The organism is Leptodesmis sp. (assembly GCF_052746595.1).
This window is the reverse complement of record NZ_JBRAGO010000002.1, coordinates 46,571-64,802: the sequence shown is the minus strand read 5'-3', so window position 1 is coordinate 64,802 and position 18,232 is coordinate 46,571. Positions and strand designations below refer to the sequence as shown.

General features: G+C 48.7%; 16 protein-coding genes. 2 read left to right on the top strand and 14 right to left on the bottom strand.

The window, feature by feature from the left end:
* Positions 1–252 precede the first annotated feature (252 nt).
* From lptC to rffA, 7 genes are all read right to left on the bottom strand, one after another.
* Complete coding sequence (gene lptC, locus ACUVQO_RS00885; RefSeq protein WP_445924010.1) at positions 253–1,356, bottom strand: LPS export ABC transporter periplasmic protein LptC; 1,104 nt, start codon at positions 1,354–1,356, stop codon at positions 253–255.
* 179 nt (positions 1,357–1,535) lie between these two features.
* Positions 1,536–2,150 carry a LabA-like NYN domain-containing protein gene (locus ACUVQO_RS00880; RefSeq protein WP_445924009.1) on the bottom strand — a complete coding sequence of 205 codons (615 nt, stop codon included), beginning with the start codon at positions 2,148–2,150 and terminating at the stop codon, positions 1,536–1,538.
* Between the two features lie 96 nt (positions 2,151–2,246).
* A complete protein-coding gene (gene metG / locus ACUVQO_RS00875) occupies positions 2,247–3,830 on the bottom strand; it encodes a methionine--tRNA ligase (protein ID WP_445924008.1) in 1,584 nt (527 codons plus the stop codon).
* A gap of 50 nt (positions 3,831–3,880) precedes the next feature.
* Positions 3,881–5,677 carry a translational GTPase TypA gene (gene typA / locus ACUVQO_RS00870; protein ID WP_445924007.1) on the bottom strand — a complete coding sequence of 599 codons (1,797 nt, stop codon included), beginning with the start codon at positions 5,675–5,677 and terminating at the stop codon, positions 3,881–3,883.
* A 265-nt stretch (positions 5,678–5,942) separates the two neighbouring features.
* Positions 5,943–6,917, bottom strand: coding sequence for a glycosyltransferase family 4 protein (locus ACUVQO_RS00865; protein ID WP_445924006.1), 975 nt, complete (start codon positions 6,915–6,917; stop codon positions 5,943–5,945).
* Entirely contained in the window at positions 6,914–7,267 is a 354-nt protein-coding gene (locus tag ACUVQO_RS00860; protein WP_445924005.1) for a hypothetical protein, read from the bottom strand. Before ACUVQO_RS00860 ends, ACUVQO_RS00865 begins: the two co-directional genes overlap by 4 nt.
* Positions 7,268–7,403: 136 nt before the next feature.
* Positions 7,404–8,561 carry a dTDP-4-amino-4,6-dideoxygalactose transaminase gene (gene rffA, locus ACUVQO_RS00855; RefSeq protein WP_445924004.1) on the bottom strand — a complete coding sequence of 386 codons (1,158 nt, stop codon included), beginning with the start codon at positions 8,559–8,561 and terminating at the stop codon, positions 7,404–7,406.
* Between the two features lie 707 nt (positions 8,562–9,268).
* Here rffA and ACUVQO_RS00850 point away from each other — a divergent pair.
* Entirely contained in the window at positions 9,269–10,441 is a 1,173-nt protein-coding gene (locus ACUVQO_RS00850) for a glycosyltransferase (protein WP_445924003.1), read from the top strand.
* 114 nt (positions 10,442–10,555) lie between these two features.
* Here the strand turns inward: ACUVQO_RS00850 and ACUVQO_RS00845 are convergent, their stop codons facing one another.
* Genes ACUVQO_RS00845 through ACUVQO_RS00835 form a run of 3 tightly spaced genes read right to left on the bottom strand, consistent with a single transcriptional unit; the run spans position 10,556 to position 13,179 of the window.
* Positions 10,556–11,311, bottom strand: a complete 756-nt coding sequence (locus ACUVQO_RS00845) for a glycosyltransferase family 4 protein (RefSeq protein WP_445924002.1) — start codon at positions 11,309–11,311, stop codon at positions 10,556–10,558.
* Positions 11,230–11,907, bottom strand: coding sequence for a hypothetical protein (locus ACUVQO_RS00840; protein ID WP_445924001.1), 678 nt, complete (start codon positions 11,905–11,907; stop codon positions 11,230–11,232). Before ACUVQO_RS00840 ends, ACUVQO_RS00845 begins: the two co-directional genes overlap by 82 nt.
* Before the next feature lie 9 nt (positions 11,908–11,916).
* Complete coding sequence (locus ACUVQO_RS00835; RefSeq protein ID WP_445924000.1) at positions 11,917–13,179, bottom strand: DegT/DnrJ/EryC1/StrS family aminotransferase; 1,263 nt, start codon at positions 13,177–13,179, stop codon at positions 11,917–11,919.
* Positions 13,180–13,670: 491 nt separating this feature from the next.
* Here ACUVQO_RS00835 and ACUVQO_RS00830 point away from each other — a divergent pair, with 491 nt between their 5' ends.
* Positions 13,671–14,333 carry a response regulator transcription factor gene (locus ACUVQO_RS00830; RefSeq protein WP_445923999.1) on the top strand — a complete coding sequence of 221 codons (663 nt, stop codon included), beginning with the start codon at positions 13,671–13,673 and terminating at the stop codon, positions 14,331–14,333.
* Positions 14,334–14,416: 83 nt separating this feature from the next.
* On the opposite strand, the gene ACUVQO_RS00825 is transcribed toward ACUVQO_RS00830, so the two are convergent.
* From ACUVQO_RS00825 to murC, 4 genes are all read right to left on the bottom strand, one after another.
* The gene (locus tag ACUVQO_RS00825) at positions 14,417–14,902 is read right to left on the bottom strand and encodes a low molecular weight protein-tyrosine-phosphatase (protein ID WP_445923998.1); all 486 of its coding nucleotides are present in this window, start codon (positions 14,900–14,902) and stop codon (positions 14,417–14,419) included.
* 118 nt (positions 14,903–15,020) lie between these two features.
* The gene (locus ACUVQO_RS00820; protein WP_445923997.1) at positions 15,021–15,365 is read right to left on the bottom strand and encodes a YbaB/EbfC family nucleoid-associated protein; all 345 of its coding nucleotides are present in this window, start codon (positions 15,363–15,365) and stop codon (positions 15,021–15,023) included.
* A 90-nt stretch (positions 15,366–15,455) separates the two neighbouring features.
* Positions 15,456–16,427 carry a UDP-N-acetylmuramate dehydrogenase gene (gene murB, locus ACUVQO_RS00815; protein ID WP_445923996.1) on the bottom strand — a complete coding sequence of 324 codons (972 nt, stop codon included), beginning with the start codon at positions 16,425–16,427 and terminating at the stop codon, positions 15,456–15,458.
* A gap of 143 nt (positions 16,428–16,570) precedes the next feature.
* Complete coding sequence (murC, locus tag ACUVQO_RS00810; RefSeq protein WP_445923995.1) at positions 16,571–18,025, bottom strand: UDP-N-acetylmuramate--L-alanine ligase; 1,455 nt, start codon at positions 18,023–18,025, stop codon at positions 16,571–16,573.
* Positions 18,026–18,232: the final 207 nt, after the last annotated feature.

Genomic DNA, 18,232 nt, shown 5'->3' with positions numbered 1-18,232 from the left:
GTTTGCACCATTTGAGTTGAAAATTTACAGTCTGACCGAGATCTCCGGGTTTTCATCAAGTCCTCTACTTAGGATGGGCAAAGCTTGGTGCGCCTATTCAAATCAGTCACCCTAGCGACTAAATGCGCGGCTATCCGGAGAAAAACTGCCGATGCAGGTTACTGAAAATCTTGATTTTTTAAGTCTGCGTCGGCAGACTGGGTGAGGGTAGTCGCGGTTTTAACCGCCTATAGTTGCTGTGTTCATGCGGAATTAAGGAATGAACACCGTTACTACTCGCCCCCCGCTAACGATCACCTGTTGGTCTTTGATGCCACCTGTAGCTTTTGGCCCACTGACATTGAGAGGGGGGGTAGCCTGACGATAGGTGACGTTGCCATCGGCTTCAAATGCTTGAGTATCGAGATTCCAGACCAGGCGATCGGCTTTCACAAAGGATTGCCGGGGGCCACCAGAACCGTTAACGTTACCCACCAGATTCAGAATTTTAGTATTCAAGTTCAGATCGCCCTGATTTCCTACCAGCGTGAAGCCTTCTCTGGAATTGACGATCGTAATCGGTTGAGTAGAGGAAATAATTTTTTCCTTGATTCGCCAGAGAACTTGATTCCCAGAAACCTGCAGCGGAGGATTGGTAATAGAGACTTGAGCGGTCTGTTGCAGCGTCACTACTTGAGTTTTGATATCCATCTCCCCCCTGGTGGCTGTGGCTCGATCGCTAACGACTTTGTTTTCATACCGCTCTACTTGCAGCGGGCGATCGCTTAACAGTTTTTGTTTTTCCACCAACCATACGAGTCGCTCAGCCACAAACTTAGCTGCTGGATCTTGGGCCTCTGCCACCACCTGGCCTTCCAGTTCTAGCCGCCGTTTTCGGGTCAAATACTTGCCTGCCTGAGCCGATGCTTTCACATTCTTGCGAGTACCGGATACAGTGTTGCGAATCAGCACTACCTCTTCCCTGGGCTGCCATTCCAGTTCATTTCCCTGCATGGTTAGCCCATCACGGGTATCCACAGCCTTGATATTCCCTCTCAAGAAAATCCGCTGACCATCCTGAAATATCTCTCCACCGTCGGCAGATACCTTAAGAATCGCTTTGCCATCCTGGTAAAATTCGCCATTAGGCTTCTGAATCTTTGCCCTTTTTTTATCTCGACTATAGCTGGCTTGCTCGGCTTTCACCTTCCACCACAAGCGGCCTTGTTTATCAAACTCTTCCAGAGTGACGGCGTTAAAGGTCAGATCTGTATCAAAATTTTCTTTCTCAAGACTTTGAGTATCCTCCGCCAGCTTCTTTTGAGCGCGGTTAAGGCCGCCACAGCCTCCTGTGACTATGGCTAAAGTTGTGAGCAATAGTCCCAGTGTCAGCAGGTTGACCCAAGGCCATGATTTAGATCGCAACGAACGGCTCAAATGAATCACTAACGGTTTAACTGACTGGAATTTGGATATTAGACCACAAAACCTAGCCGAAAGTTCATGGGTCAGAGTGGCATATCAGAAGCAGAAGAAAGGACTTTTATCGGTAGAATTCAGTCTTCTTGTGTATCATCGATCAAGCCAATGCTGGACAGAGGCCGATAGGTGTAACTCCGAGAAATTTTCTGGATATCTTCCTTAATGCTATCCAGGTCAATGTAGCGGTCTGCAACATTGATTAGGCTGTCACTGGTCATCGATCGCAGGCTCACCACCTCAACCCTAACTCCCCGATAGCTTACGGCATTCACGGCATAGGCCAGGTCACCATCCCCGCTAACCAATACTGCTGTGTCGTAGGATCCGACGAGGGACATCATATCCACCGCGATCTCCACATCCAGATTAGCTTTTTTAGAGCCATCGGGCAGTTGCACCAGATCCTTAGAGATTACCCGATATCCGTTGTGACGCATCCACAGCAGAAATCCTTGTTGTTTCTCATTCGTGCGATCGACTCCGGTATAGAAAAACGATCGCAGCAGGCGGGATCCTGCTGTTAGGCGACAAAGGAGCTTTGTGTAATCAATTTCAATTCCCAGTTGTAAAGCTGCATAGAAAAGATTAGAGCCATCAATAAAAATAGCAACCCGGCCCCGATTTTCCAGTACTTGTTGCGGTGTAAAAACCGATTCATTCGTTTCATAATTGTGATTGCTGTTTAACATAGCGAGATGACCTCAGTTTATTAAATGTACGATTTGTTTATAGCTAGTGGTATTGAGAACTCAAATAACTCAGAATGTTTGAGCGCAAACAGTTTCTTAAAGTTCAAGGCGCTGAAAGACAGGCTGAGGATCTCCTAGAGTTTGCCCTTCAGGAAGGAATCCCCAGCGGGCATGGGCATTAAAGGGAGCAAGCTGATGAATTTCAGGTTGCTGATTAAAGTCGATCGAAAAGCCCAATTGACGATAAATCGAGGTACTCACTGTTGGAATGATGGGAGCCAGTAAATAAGCCGCTAACCTGACTGCCTCCAAAACGGTGTAGAGAATATGACCAACAGCCTCTTGTTGGCCCTGTTTATACAATGACCAGGGAGCCTGCTCGTCAATGTATTTGTTTCCTGAGCGAACGAGAGTCAGGATAGCTTCACAGGCTTCGCTAAAAGCCAGACGCTCATAAGATTGAGTCACGCGATCGCCCAGATCATGTCCCAGGGTTACTAGAGGATTGTCAAACCAAGCCTTCGGTGGAGCAGGCATTTGGCCATCACAATACTTGTGTACCATTTTCAACGTCCGGTTCAGCAAGTTACCCAGGTCATTCGCCAGATCCGCATTTAGAGTATTGACAAAGCGGGTTTGGTTAAAGTCGCCATCCCGGCCAAACTCAATTTCCTTCAAGAAATAATATCGCACCGCATCTGAGCCATGCTGTTTCACTAACTCAAAGGGATCTAGCGTATTTCCAGTGGATTTGCCCATCTTTTGCCCATCTTTTGTTAAATGACCATGACCGAAGACCTGACCGGGCAGGGGCAAGCCAGCAGACATCAGCATCGCCGGCCAGTAAACGGCATGAAATCGCAAAATATCCTTGCCAATTAGGTGCAAGTTGATTGGCCACCAGCGAGCCAGTGCATTTTTCAGCGTGGGGGCTTCGCCCGGTTCCAGTAAAGCCGTAACATACCCCAACAGGGCATCAAACCAGACATACAGGGTATGGCTGGGATCGGAGGGAACGGGAATGCCCCAATCCACATTCACCCGCGAAATGGAAAAGTCTTGCAACCCTTGATTGACAAAACTAATAACTTCATTGCGGCGGGTTTCTGGCTGGATAAACTCAGGCCGATCGGCATAGAGTTGCTCTAACTTGCTCTGGTAGTTAGATAGGCGGAAGAAATAATTTCGCTCATCCCGCCATTCAGCCTCGGTATTGGGGTGAATGGGGCAGCGATGTTGCTCTAGCAGGTCTCGTTCTTCTTTAAATTCTTCGCAGGCCACACAATACCAGCCGGTTTGCTGTCCTAGGTAGATATCGCCTTGATCCCAGACCCGCTGAAAAAACTCTTTGACGATCGCCTCGTGCCGAGGATCCGTAGTACGGATAAAGCGATCGCACTGGATATCTAGAAGTTGCCAGAGGGATTTGAATTCTGCAACAACGCGATCGCAATGCTCCTGGGGAGGGCAGCCTGCCGCTTCTGCAGCCCGCTGAATTTTCTGTCCATGCTCGTCTGTACCCGTAACAAACAAAACGGATTTACCCCGTAACCGCTGAAAGCGAGCCAGAACATCTGCCGCGATCGTGGGATAAGCGCTCCCAACATGCGGAAGAGCATTCACATAGAAGAGGGGGGTGGTAATGGCAAATTGATTGTTATCGATCGATTGAGAATTCATGGATTAATTGGAAATAAACCCCTCTTTGACCAAAGCAGGGTAGAAAGGCTTTAGCGTTTAGCCAGCTTTTTAGCCTTGGCATTCTTGCGTAACCGAATGGATTGCGGGGTAATTTCCAGCAGTTCATCCGGGCCGATGTACTCCAGCGCCCGTTCCAGGCTCATTTCCATCGGTGCTTGCAATTGTACCAGTTCCTCCCCACTGGAAGCCCGGTGGTTGGTTAACTGCTTGGTCTTACAGACGTTAATTTCCAGGTCTTGAGGCCGGTTGTGTTCACCAACAATCATGCCTTTATAGACCTTGGTGCCAGGAGTGATGAAGAAGATACCTCGATCTTCGGCATTCTTCATGGCGTAGAAGGTGGCCGTACCTTCCTCAAAGGAAATCAGCACACCGTTGCGGCGGGCTTCAATATCACCGACGATCGGACGGTAATCCAAAAAGCTGTGATTCATGATGCCGTCGCCCCGGGTCAGCCGCATAAACTCACCCCGGAAGCCAATCAAGCCCCGCGCTGGCACAATGAACTCCAGTTGGGTACGACCATTGCCGCCGACCTGCATATCTTGCATTTCCGCTTTGCGCTGGCCCAATCGCTCAATACAGCCCCCTGCGGCATCTTCTGGAACATCCAGCACCAGGGTTTCGTAAGGCTCACAGGGTTGTCCGTTGACTTCCCGATAAATCACCTGGGGCTGGGAAACCTGAAACTCATAGCCTTCCCGCCGCATGGTTTCAATCAGAATTCCCAGATGCAGTTCACCCCGGCCTGAAACCAGCAACTTATCGGGAGAATCAGTTTCTTCCACTCGTAAGGCGACGTTGGTTTCCAGTTCTCGCATCAGGCGATCGCGCACCTGTCGGGATGTGACAAATTGGCCTTCCTGTCCGGCAAAGGGGGAGTCGTTGACTGAGAAGGTCATCTGTAAGGTGGGTTCATCAACCTTAATCAGCGGTAAGGCCCGAGGTTCATTGGGGCAGGTAATGGTATCCCCAATATTGGCATCGGCAAATCCAGCCACCGCCACAATATGGCCTGCAGAGGCTTCTTCAATATCAATCCGCTTCAGTCCCTCAAATCCCATGAGTTTGCTGATTTTGGCTTTGACGATCGCTCCCGATTCAGTCACCAAAGCCGCCTGCTGTCCCATCCGAATCACCCCATTGTGAATGCGTCCAATCACAATCCGGCCCAAATATTCTGAGTAATCCAGAGTTGTTACCTGGAGCTGCAGGGGAGCAGTGGGATCGCCAACTGGCGGAGGAACGTGCCGCAGGAAGGCTTCAAACAGGGGTTGCATATCGACGGGTTCATCTTCCAGATGGTCGATCGCAAATCCCGCCAGCCCAGAAGCAAAGAGATAAGGGAATTCACACTGGTCGTCATCCGCGCCCAGTTCTAGGAACAGATCCAGCACTTTATCGATCGCGCCGTGGGGATCCGCCTGAGGTCGGTCAATCTTGTTGACCAGAACGATCGGACGCAGACCCTTTTCCAGCGCTTTCTTCAAAACGAAGCGGGTTTGCGGCATCGGGCCTTCGTTCGCATCGACGATGAGCAGGCATCCATCCACCATACCTAACACCCGTTCCACTTCGCCGCCAAAATCGGCGTGACCGGGAGTATCCACAATATTAATCAGGGTATCTTTGTAACGGACGGCGGTATTTTTGGCCAGAATGGTAATCCCTCGTTCCCGTTCCAGATCGTTGGAATCCATCACACAGTCTGGAACGTCTTCTCCCTCACGGAAGGTGCCCGCCTGCTTCAACAGGGCATCTACAAGGGTGGTTTTACCGTGGTCAACGTGGGCAATAATCGCAACATTGCGAATTGGCAGGGTCATAAGAAGCGTTCCAGAAAGGGTAGGACAGTGATGACAACAGTGGCTTGCTCGGAATTTTCGTTGGCTGACCCAATGCAAATTCTAGTAAAGAAGCCTTAATAATTCTAACGTAGCCGTTCCCAAACAGAGAGCCTTTGGTTAGACAAGTCAAGCTAAAAAAAAGTGGAGAGTAGGTTGATCCTCTCTCCACATCTCTCACCTCATCCAAGGCACTCTTTCGGGTATCTCACCAAATTGCATGATTTTACTGAACGGCTGAAGCCCATCAACGGCTAACTATTTTGTTCAGAAAATCATGAATCTTCTCTGCGCTACGGCGATGACTAAATTTAGCCGCAATTTTTTTCCGAGCCACTTTCCCTAGTCTCAGCGCTAATTCCTGGTCTTGAAGAATGCGGGTGATGGCGATCGCAAGCTCTTGTGAATTTTCAGGTGGAACCAGAATGCCGTCTACTTCATGCTCAATCAGTTCGCAGGTGGCTCCCAAATCGGTCATCACTACAGGCATTTCCATAGCCATGGCTTCCATCGTTGCCACTGCCCCCGCCGTTTCGTTCAAACTACCCATGGCGTAAACGTGCGCTTCCTCGTAAGCCTGCCGATTGCGCTCTTCGGAAACAGCCCCTAGCAGTTCTACGTATTCTGTAAGAGCATTCTCCTGAATACAGCGTTCAATGACTTTGCGATAGCCACGCCCACCTTCCTCATCTTCGCCAGCAATTTGCAGTCGAGCATCAATGCCCTGTTGCCGCAGAATTTTAATGGCTTCAATTACATAGATATGCCCCTTGACTGGGTTAAGTCTGCCACAGGTATAAATCCTGCAAGTCTCTTGACCATTCCAGGGCACGTAGGGATGCTGGCGTTTGATGGTATCCAGATTTACGCCAACGGAGACCACGTCAATGGCTTCGGGTAAGAACTCAGCAAGTTTGGCTTGAGCCTCCTGATAAAGCTGTTCAGATTGAAACAGACCAAAGGCTGCATACTTCCACTTTTGTTCCTGGTTCGGTCCACAAGTTTCTAACGTTGGCCCCAGTCGGGACAGACTGTAGGTCATATCTCCCAGCACTGAGGCAAACATAGCAACATTCGCGACGTTGCCACAGCAAGGAACGTGGACGTGAGACCAGCCCTGGATTTTTGCTAATCGCACCAATTTGCCTGCAAAGGGAATTAGCGTCAGTAGGTACAGCTTTTGCTGGAAAGACATTCCTGGCGCTTCCAGGACAATCTTCAAGGACTGTAACCACTTCGCTGGCCCAGCCCTCCAATTTCCAGGGATGCATCCAGCAGATCGCGCAAACTCAAGGGAAACAGATAGGATGTAATATTTTGCGCTTCTTCTGACCAGCTATGAGACATCACATTTTTAGGAGGTTTCCTGGTTGAAAGCAACTTTGAGTTAATCCCCAGATCAGCAAGAGCCTGGTATTCTCTCCATAGAAAAATGTGCGTTTGCGCTGGAAACTCAGGAATTAAATAGCCAATGGTCGTCTTGGGCGTAGGTATGGAGTAGAAGGATTGCACAGAAGGCTTAGCAGTGGCCCATTCCTGAGTGCGATCGAGAGTTGGCCTTACGGAAGTCATGGTGTTCTCTAAATCATGCTATTTGGTACTTCTGGAGCATTATTGAAAATTGCTCAACCGGTAGCCCTTGAACTCAGTAAGTCCAGAACCTAAGGAAGCCTGGATTCCATGTAATCTATCGTAGCCGGAACTTAAGCTATAACGTTGCTAGCCGCTCTAAATACCGGCTGTCGTTGCCGGTAATCCTGATGGGTCGTGTTCCCACAGTGACTTGAACATCCAACGCTTCAAATACTAGAGAGATTACGCGATCGACTTCGCTGAGAGTCATATTGGCAGACATGGGCAGGCGCACAATGCGATCGCTGATGTCATCAGTAACAGTCATTTCACCTGATGTCCGACCAAATTTCTGGCCAGCGGGGGCACTGTGCAAAGGAACATAGTGGAATGTAGCGATGACACCGTTGTCCTTAAGGTATTTCAGAACGTGAGTACGGGTTGCCAAACTATCTACTAACAAGTAGTAGATGTGAGCATTATGCTGACAGTTGGCAGGGATTTTGGGCCGTTCCGCAATTTGTTCAAATTCTAAGCTGGCAAAGGCTAAGTGATAGCGTGCCCACAGTCTTAACCGCTGCTGAGTAATCGCCTGGCTTTGTTCAAGCTGGGCATATAAGAAAGCCGCCGTCAGTTCACTGGGTAAAAAGGATGACCCCACATCTACCCAGGTATACTTATCAACCTCGCCCCGGAAAAACTTGCTGCGGTTGGTTCCCTTTTCCCAAATGATTTCCGCCCGCTCTACCAGTTCAGGATCATTAATTACCAAAGCGCCTCCTTCCCCGGCCACAATATTTTTAGTGGCATGGAAACTAAAGGCTGCCAGATTACCAAAGGTACCAAGTGGTTGTCCCTTGTATTGGGCAAACGCTCCCTGAGCAGCGTCTTCAATCACAGTCAGACCGTATTGCCTGGCGATCTCGACGATCTTATCCATCTCACAACCGACTCCGGCATAATGCACGGGTGAGATCGCTTTCGTTTTAGGTGTGATCGCGGCTTCTACCTTCGCTTCATCCAGGTTTAGAGTATCCGGGCGAATGTCTACAAAAACTGGCACCCCACCCCGTAAAACAACCGCATTAGCTGTTGAAACGAAAGTATAAGACGGCATGATGACTTCATCACCAGGCTGAATATCGGCCAGGATAGCCGCCATTTCTAATGCGGCAGTACAAGAATTAGTTAATAGAACCTTTTGGCAGCCCAGGTAGTCTTTCAACCAATTTTGGCAACGTTTGGTAAAGGCTCCATCTCCAGCAATGTTGCCGCTTTGGATCGCCTGACTCAAATACTGCAGCTCTTTACCAGTCGTGTTTAGTCTTGAGAAGGGGATAGTACTGTGAAGCATAGTTTTGGTAGATGGGTGCGTGGATTAGGTGAGTTGAATAAAGTCTTGGAAATTTGTGATTCAGCAAACAGGATTCAGTGAGCAAAAACCTATTGAAACTAAGTCCAGCTAGAGAACAGTCATTTGTACGTTTCAGGATCCTGTCAATCCACAAGTGCTAGGCAAATTGCTGCTAGAGTATGGTAAATCTACGCATTTAAGTCATCTTTAAGAGCTTTCAAAGCTTTAACAGGTTTCGTTACCTAGAATATATACGGAGAAAATTGGGCTTGTAATCTCTAGTACTGTGATTTTTACAGTATCTTTATCAATTCTCAGGTGTTCTAAGGAAGAAACATACGAATTGTTATGCGTAATACTTAGATCAATTACAACCAGGCAGCCATTAAGGATATAAAAAATTTATGAAACCATTGGGCCTCATCCGTAATGATGGGCTTTATACGGGATAGATCTGATCCCTGCCTGATCAGAACAGTAAGAGTGTTTAAGAAAATGATGAACTGGTACCCAGATCTCATCCTGGCGGATGAAGTTTCGTCAATTCTGTTGCGATTATTCAACCGCCTGAAGAAGGATCAAAACAGGAGGGCGTAACGAACAGCTCTACCATCCAACGTTGGTCAAAATATTCGGACTGAGACACTATGCGACTATTGATGCTGCAATATGCGGGAGACTATCGTGAAGCTGTTCAACGCTTTGCCAGAGGTGGAAGCGAGAATTACTATGCTCAGAAATATACCGTGAACGGTGTCGCCGAACTGGCTCAGCACCTGGAAGAGGTTTCCGTGGTTTGTTGTCTGAGCGACGAGCCTTATAACGAGGTGCTGGAAAATGGCGTTCGGGCGATCGGAGGTGGATTTCATGGTTATGTTGATGAAAATAAAGTCATTCAATTGATTGCTCAGCAAAACCCCACCCACCTTGTTATGAGTACCCCTATGCGTCAAGTATTACGGTGGGCCATTAAAAACCGGATTAACATATTGATGATGCTGGCCGAGTCGATCGTGGTACAAGGGTGGCGCGATCGCTGGCGCAGTTTCAGACTCTCCCAACTTCTTAATCATCCCCAGGTGGAATGGGTGGGGAGCTATGGCATGACATCCTCCAAATTACTGCAACGCCTGGGGGTAAACCCCGACAAAATCATCCCCTGGGATCTTCTTATTGCGTCTACGCCTGGTTCCTACTCTGCCAAAACGATCGCCCATCCATCAGAAGCGTGGCAATTGATTTATGTGGGAGCCTTAGCTGAATCTAAAGGAGTCGGGGATATCCTGAGAGCTATAGCTATCCTGCGCCAAAAGAATTTTCCTGTCAAGTTGCAAATTGTTGGCAAAGATGGTGAAGGTACGTTTGCAAAACTGGCCCAGGAACTTGAACTTGCAGAGATTGTTGAGTTTTTGGGGATGATTCCAAACAGTGAGGTTGTCCCCCGCATGCGAGATGCCGATGCGGTATTAGTAACCAGTCGACATGAATATACGGAAGGATTTCCCTTGACAATTCACCATGCGCTGTGTTCACGGACTCCCATCATTGCCTCAGATCACCCCATGTTCTGTGAACATCTCAAGCATGAAGTAAATTCAGTGATGTATCCGGCTGGTAACCCTGCAGCCTTAGCTTCTGCAATTGTGGAACTTTTTAGTAATCCCGCACTTTACGAAAAGTTATCGCAAGAATCTTACAATACCTGGTATCAGTTGCGGGTTCCGGTGAAATGGTACGAAATGATTCATCGCTGGGTGTTCCCATCCGATGCAAATCATCAATGGCTCTACGAACACCGCTTAGCGGCGGGTAAGCAGTAACAAGGTTCTCATCATCTGCCTAAGAAATTGCCCCTGGCACGATATCCTTGAAGATACGGTGCTGGGGGCAATTTTCGAGTGTCTTGAACTTTCCAGACTCCGGTTGTATCCCTGCTATCCCAGCAATAGCGCAGGAGACTTAGTCGGCTCGCGATCGCGGCCATCAGTTACAGCCCAGAAATCAGGCTTTTCTGTCTGATGGCCCAGTACCCAATTGTAAATTTCCAAGGTCTTTTGCGCTTTTCTCTCCCAAGCATAATAGCTTTCGGTAAAGCGGCGACCTGCTTTGCCCAACTCAATCACCCGTTGCGGATCCTGTACGAGAGCTTCCAGTTCCTGGGTATAAGACCTGACCAGATGATCGACATCTCCTAAGGGAACTTTGACTCCGCAGCCCGGAGCAACGCGAGTCGCAGGGCCACCATAATTCACGGCGACACAGGCCATACCCGACATCATGGCCAGGGTGAGAACACCACCTCCCTGCTCGCGAATCGACGGAAACGCAAAGATTTCTGACTCGCGCATTAACCGTCCAACTTCACTTTGAGGAATGGATCCGGTAAACTCCACGCACTCTGACAGCCCTTCCTCCTCAACAATGCGATCGAGTCGGGGACGTTCTAGCCCATCCCCCACCATCACCAGGCGATGTTGGCGCAGAATGGGGCTGGCGGCAAAACTCTGCAGCACCACCTCTGGCATCTTGAAGGGAACTAACCGACCGACGAATAGAATGGTCATTTTGTCCTTGATTTGGCGTTCTGGGAGGGGAAACAGATCCGGATCTACACCCCCCTCTGAAAAGTTGATGATGCGATCGCGGGCTGAGGCTGGTAAATCAGCGATCGTATGATCATAAGCGGCCAAAATTGCAGCAGCGCGAGCATAAGTCGCCCGGTAGACGGTAGCCAGCGGTGAGCCTCACGAACATAATTCATCCATTCCCGTTCCCGTTGCATTTCTTGCTTAAACTGTTGTGGCCAGGGCAACCCACCTAATAAGGGGCCAATGACAAAAGGCACCGGACTCCAACGGGCGATCGGACTAGGAATGGTGGGTGACATGGGGCTAACCCGATGAATGATGTCGAATTGACCACTCTGTATTTCTTGGCGGAATCGCCGCCAGACAGCCCATTCAAAGGCCAGGTAACTGGGATAGCCCAGGGCAACCTTTAAGGTCATTGCTGCATTGGCATCTCCGCTTAGAAAAGAGGACAACTTAATCAAGGGAGCAGCGATATTTTCTGTATCCAGATAAACGACTTCCGCCTTTCCCATACCCACCGCTTCAATGTTGGGTTTGTTGCGGATCTGAGTGGCTACTACCACATCAGCATATTCTGAGACTTTACAGATGTAGTTATAGACCAGGGCCGGTAAAGAGTGCCATTCCGGATTGCAATCATCTGCCAGAATCAAAATCCGGTGCCGGTCAGCACGTTTGTGGGAATTTAGCATCATTAGGTGCTCCTACCGAACGGTGATCTCTGTTTCTAATTGCTTATCGGTAGGCACCGTGGCCAGAAGTTCGTCTTGTAAAGCTCGTCGAACTCGATCGCTTTCCTGAATCGCTAATCGAATAATTCCACAAATTTTGCTGATATCCTCTGGCGTAACTCCCGTTCCAGTCGGGAGAGACATCACCTTTTCCGTCAACTTTTCGGTTTCGGGAAGCAGCAGATGAGCATTGGGGAAATAAGAGCGATACGGCTCCATTTTGTGGCCACCGGGGTAGAAGTAACGCCGAGCCAGCACGTTTTCTGCATGCAAGACCTTCACTAACTCGTTGCGGCTGATCCCAGCTTCCCACTCATCGATTTCCAGAATGATGTACTGGTAGTTATTCTTTTCGGCTTCATTGTAAGGAACAAGCCGCACTCCGGGTAGATTCCGCAATTCAGCTTGATACTGTTTATAGTTCCGGTAGTTGGTGGCGATAAAGTCATCCACGCTTTCCAGGCCAGTGATACCCATGGCCGCTGACATTTCGTTCATCTTGCCATTGGTACCGACATACATCACGTTGTCGTATCCAGGCCCAAAGCCAAAGTTTTTCATCAAGCGAATTTTGGCGGCTAATTCATCGTTGTTGGTGACCACCGCACCACCTTCAAAGGCATTGAGGAACTTGGTGGCATGGAAGCTAAACACCCCAGCTTCACCAAAATTGCCCAACATCCGACCTTTATAGGAACAGCCCACGGCATGGGAGGCATCAAACGCCAGTTTCAGGTTGCGGCGTTGAGCCAGTTCGGTCAGTTCGTCGATTTGGCAGGGACTCCCCCAAACGTGAACTCCCATAATGCCACCGGTACGAGGGGTAATCAAACGCTCGACCTGGGCCGGATCCAGGGTATGAGTTTCAGGATCAATGTCGCAAAAAACGGGAGTAATTTCTTGCCATTGCAGGGCATGAGCGGTGGCGACGAAGGTGAAGGAGGGAACGATCACTTCCCCGGTCAATCCTAAGGCGCGAATGACAATTTCCAGGGCAATGGTGCCATTACACATGGCGATACAGTGTTTGGCTCCTGTAAATTCTGCCAGTTTCTTTTCAAATTCTTGAACGTATTTACCATTGTTGGAGAACCATTTGCGATCGAGTACATCATTAATGCGTTTCATTAATTGCTCACGATCGCCAATATTGGGACGGCCAACATGCAGCTTTTGAGTAAAAGCAGGTGCAGCACCAAATATGGCAAGTTTGGTGGATTGAGTTGTCTTAAGCATCGTCAGTAAAAAGAAGGTGAATGGAACGAACCAAAACTAAACCGTCAGGCAGAAGAACAGACTGGCAAATTAAACCCTGCATCTCACCATAAAATTTAGTTTTGAGATACTATCGAAAAGTTCTATGCAAATCGCTACTTAGGTGTGAGACAGTATCGCACTCAAAGCACTTAAGAACTTTCAAGATTCAAGAGATGCATTAATCAGAATATATACAGAGAAAGTTGAATTCCTACTCTTCGGCTCCGTATTTTTACGGCATCTTTATAAATTTATAATCGTTACCAGGAAGAATTATAAAAATTGTTTTTTGAAACCCTGAGAATAATTGCGCTTGGTTTCATAGATTGAATAACTCAACCAAGTCCAGCTAGGATGGAGGTCTGAGATTACCTCAGCCAACTACCCAAGTAAGGCTTGGCTGAAACTTCTTAACTTTCAGATTGACATGACCTATTCTAGGAATCGGCTATTCTGAGGGCTTTTCCTGCATGCCTTTGACAATCCTTGTAGCTGATGATGATTTGGGAACGCGATTATCGATCAGCGATTATCTCGAACAAGCTGGGTATACGGTAGTGATGGCGGCAAATGGGTTGGAAGCCTTGAAACTGGTTGAAGAATACCAACCCCACTTAATTGTTACCGATGTTACGATGCCCCAGATGGATGGCTATGATCTGGTACGACGGGTGCGGCAGAAGCCTGCTTTACGACTGTTGCCCGTTGTGTTTCTGACGGCTCGGACTGAAACTCATGAACGAATTCAAGGATACAAGGTAGGTGGCGATGTGTATCTGCCAAAGCCGTTTGAATTGCAGGAATTAGGGGTGATTGTGCGTAACCTGCTAGAACGGTTGCAGATGATTGAGTTAGAGTGGCGATCGCGCAATCTCCCTGCCTCTGGGGAATTACCGTTGACTCAGGAAGCCCATACGGCTGCCCTACCAACCGCTCCAGTACTCAAACTGACAGAACGGGAACAAGAAGTATTAACACTGCTGGCAGAAGGGCTATCGAACGTGCAAATTGGCGATCGTCTGCATCTGAGTCCTCGCACCGTGGAGAAGTACGTCAGCAGTTTGCTCAACAAAACCGATACCAATAATCGGGCGGAATTGGTACGATTTGCCGTTGACCACCATTTGGTATGAGTAGAGAGAATAGCAAAGTCAGGGGGCAGAAGGAAAGTAGTTACCTCTTTACTTTACTTTTTTCTCCTGCCTTGCCTCAGGGGTTACCGGTTCTCGGGCAGTTGTCGAATCACATACTGCAACAGTCCCTGACACGCATCCGTGAGAATATCCAGGACTTGATTGAATCCGTTTGGCCCACCGTAATAAGGATCGGGTACATCCTTAACGGCGTGGTGGGTACAAAAATCACACATCAAACGAACTTGATGGCGATAGGTTCCGGTAGGATCGAGTGTACAAATGTCGGTATAATTCTCCCGATCCATTGCTAGGATTAGATCAAAAGCAGCAAAATCAGCTTTAGTAAACTGACGGGCACAACCCTGCATCTTCAGTCCACGTTGATAGGCAGCAGCCATCATGCGGCGATCAGGCGGTTCTCCAACGTGATAGCTAGAGGTACCAGCAGAATCACAAATCACCTGACCCGTAAGACCAGCTTGCTCCAGGAGGTGATTCATCATATTCTCGGCTGCTGGAGAACGACAAATATTTCCCAGACAAACAAATAACAATTTGTAAGACATGAATCTTGCTAACTCTCAATAATGTAAAACCGGGGAGGATGTCCCCGGAACGATTTGAGCAACAACTTTTGTTGTCACCCCTGCATCCTGCAAATCTTGTTCAGGATCTACATAGGATCTACATTCCTGGCAGGTTCAGGCCCCCAGTCAGTTCTTCCATCCGCTCCCGCATCGTCGCCGTGGACTTGTTATAGGCATCTTTCATGGCGACTGTAACCAGATCAGAAACGATGTCCGCTCCTTGTTCTAAAACCTCGGGTGAGATAGTAACGCGCAGAGGCTCCTGGTTACCACTGAGAACGACCTTTACCAGTCCTCCCTGGGCCTCACCTTCAATTTCCATGACTTCGAGTTCTTCTTGAAGCCGTTTGGCTCCTTCTTGAACCTGTTGAGCTTTCTTGAATGCTTCGGCAAGCTCTTTCATTTTGCCAAGACCGAAGCCAAATCCCTGTCCTTGTGACATAACACCTACTGGGGTACGAGTTGATTACAGATTGTCAATTGTCTCATTATGACACTATCGGTTACGGGTGAATATTTCGGCTAACCGACCTCAGATTGTCTGAAACTCTCCCAAAATTTTAACTTCTGGCTCTAGGCGCAGCCGCCAACGCTCTTGCACCTCTCTTTGAACGTGCCGAATCAGTTGAAAGATGTCGCTGGCTGTTGCAGAGCCACAATTCAGGATGAAGTTGGCATGACGCTGGGCCACTTGGGCACCACCAATTTGGTAGCCCTTTAAGCCAGTTTGCTCAATCAGCCAGCCTGCTTTGTACTCGCCGGGATTCCGAAAAACGCTGCCACAACTCGGCATGTGGTAGGGTTGAGTGGTACGGCGCTGGTCAAGATGACTAGCGGTATCGGTTGTAACCTGATCCGGACTAAATCCCGGTTTTAGCTGAAAAGTGGCCTGGGTTACTAACCAATCCTTACCTTGCAGAATGGAAGTGCGATAGGCATATCCCATTTCTTCAGGAGTCAAGATCTTGACACTGCCATCTGGTAAGAGGACATGAGCATTCACCAGACGTTCAGCAACACACCCACCGTGGGCACCTGCATTCATCACAACGGCTCCCCCAACCGTACCTGGAATGCCAACAGCCCATTCTAATCCCCGGCACCCCTGCTCGGCAGCGTGCCATGCTAATCGGGGTAGAGGTTCACCAGCTCCCACGGTTACCTGGCCTGTTCTCAGGTTAAATCCGGTATGACGCAGGCGGCGCGTACCAATGACCAGGCCAGGAAGGCCGCGATCGCTAATCAATAAATTCGACCCCGCTCCCAATAAAGTAATCAGCAGTCCTTCAGCCTTAGCCCAGGCGAAGCTAGCCTGAAGTTCATCTAAGGTGCGAGGTGCAACATACCACTCGGCAGGGCCACCAACTCGGAAGGAAGTCAGTGTCGCTAAGGGAACTCCTGCTTTAATCACACAATCTGTGTTAGCAAGGTGAATCTGGCGATTAGTCGCGTGGGACAGACGACGAGTGGGTAGAGGAACCACGGTTTCTGTCTCAGGAGACATTGGTTTTGGGAGGTTGTATGAAAGAGTCATAACTTAACGATCGAATCCATTTCCCGCGACAGCAACCATCAAAAGTCTAATTTAGACAACTCAACCAATCAGGTTCGGTAGTGAGGATGTGTAAAGTGAATAGATAGAGCTAACTAAGCGTGATTACACCACTCTTGAGATAACTCTTGCTCCACAGTCTGATGAAAAGCCATCACTTCTGAAATAATTTGATTGAGGTTACCTGCTCCCAGGAACAGTGCGATATCTCCAGGAACTAACAACTCTGTCAATAGCTGGCTGATGGATGGTAGTGATGGTCGGTAGATCACTTTTTTGTGATGTTCTGCAATCAAGCTGGCAACCACTTCGCCTGTAAAACCTTCAGGCTTGGGTTCCCCAGCACTGTAGATGTCGCTGACGATTACTACATCAGCATTCCCAAACGATCGCGAAAACTCCGATAGAAAAGCCTGAGTTCGGCTATAGCGATGAGGTTGGAAGATGGCAACCAACCGCTTACGAGAGGAAATCGGGGAATCTTGAATTTGTAACCGGGCCGCAGCCAGCGTTGCCTGAATCTCGCTAGGGTGATGCGCATAATCATCCAGGAACAGGATGCCATTGTATTCACCCCGACGTTCCATGCGGCGACGTGCACCTTCAAAGGTAGCCAGCGATCGGGCAATGGTCAGAAAATCTAACCCTAGCAAACGGCCAACTGCTACAGCCGCCAAGGCATTACTGAGATTGTGTTGACCAAGCAACTTCAAATTTAATCGTCCCAGAATCGCCCCTCGCTCCCAAACCCTGGCCGTTGTACCGTCGCCCCAGTAGGATACACAATCGACCGTGTAGGTAGCTCCTGAATTGGCATCCAGACTATAAGTAATGGCGGGATGCAAGTGCTCCCGAACGGTGGGACAGTCATAGCAGGCAATCAGGGTTCGGCAATTTTTCTCAAACGTCTGAAAGGTATCGATGACCTGATCCAGGCTCTTGTAGTGATCGGTGTGGTCAAGCTCGATATTGGTGACAATGCCAATTTCAGCCGCAAGCTTTGTTAGAGATCCATCAGACTCGTCCGCTTCAGCTACCAAATGGGATCCCTGACCGACCCGCGCGTTTCCGTACCATGCGTTGACTTCACCACCTATAACAACGGTCGGATCCAGTTCGGCTTGTAACAGCAAGTAGCCAACTAAACTACTCGTCGTTGTTTTACCATGAGTACCCGCAACCGCAATTCCCTGATAGGCTTGCATTAGACCTGCCAATACGTCGGAACGATGGAAAATAGGACAGCCTAGATCACAAGCGGCTTGATACTCTAAGTTTTCTGAGTGAATTGCCGTTGAGCAAATCACTTGCGGCAGATCTACGACTGAGTTCTTGGAAGATCGAAAATACTCTAAATTACTAGGATCCTGACTCCAGAAAATATGTACCCCATTCTCTTGCAATCGTTGGGTAATATGGCTCAGGCGAAGATCCGACCCAGAGACAGGGAGATTCCGTTTTGCCAGGACATAGGCGAGAGCAGACATACCAATGCCACCCACACCAATGAAATGAAACGACCTGCCGCTGAAGTCAACAGAACTCAGCATTTTAGACTCCTCACGTACCACACCTGTATCACGCGCTATCATATCAGGAATCACCTTTTTGGCACACAAAGTTCGTAACTAGGCTCAGGCATTCATCACTACTCAATTCGTGATTTAGCCGATGTCTATCGGGTTAGTTTGAGCTACCTGAGATTTGAAATGACTTGATCAATTTAGAATTTGGAGTTCAGGGATCTGTCCTGAACG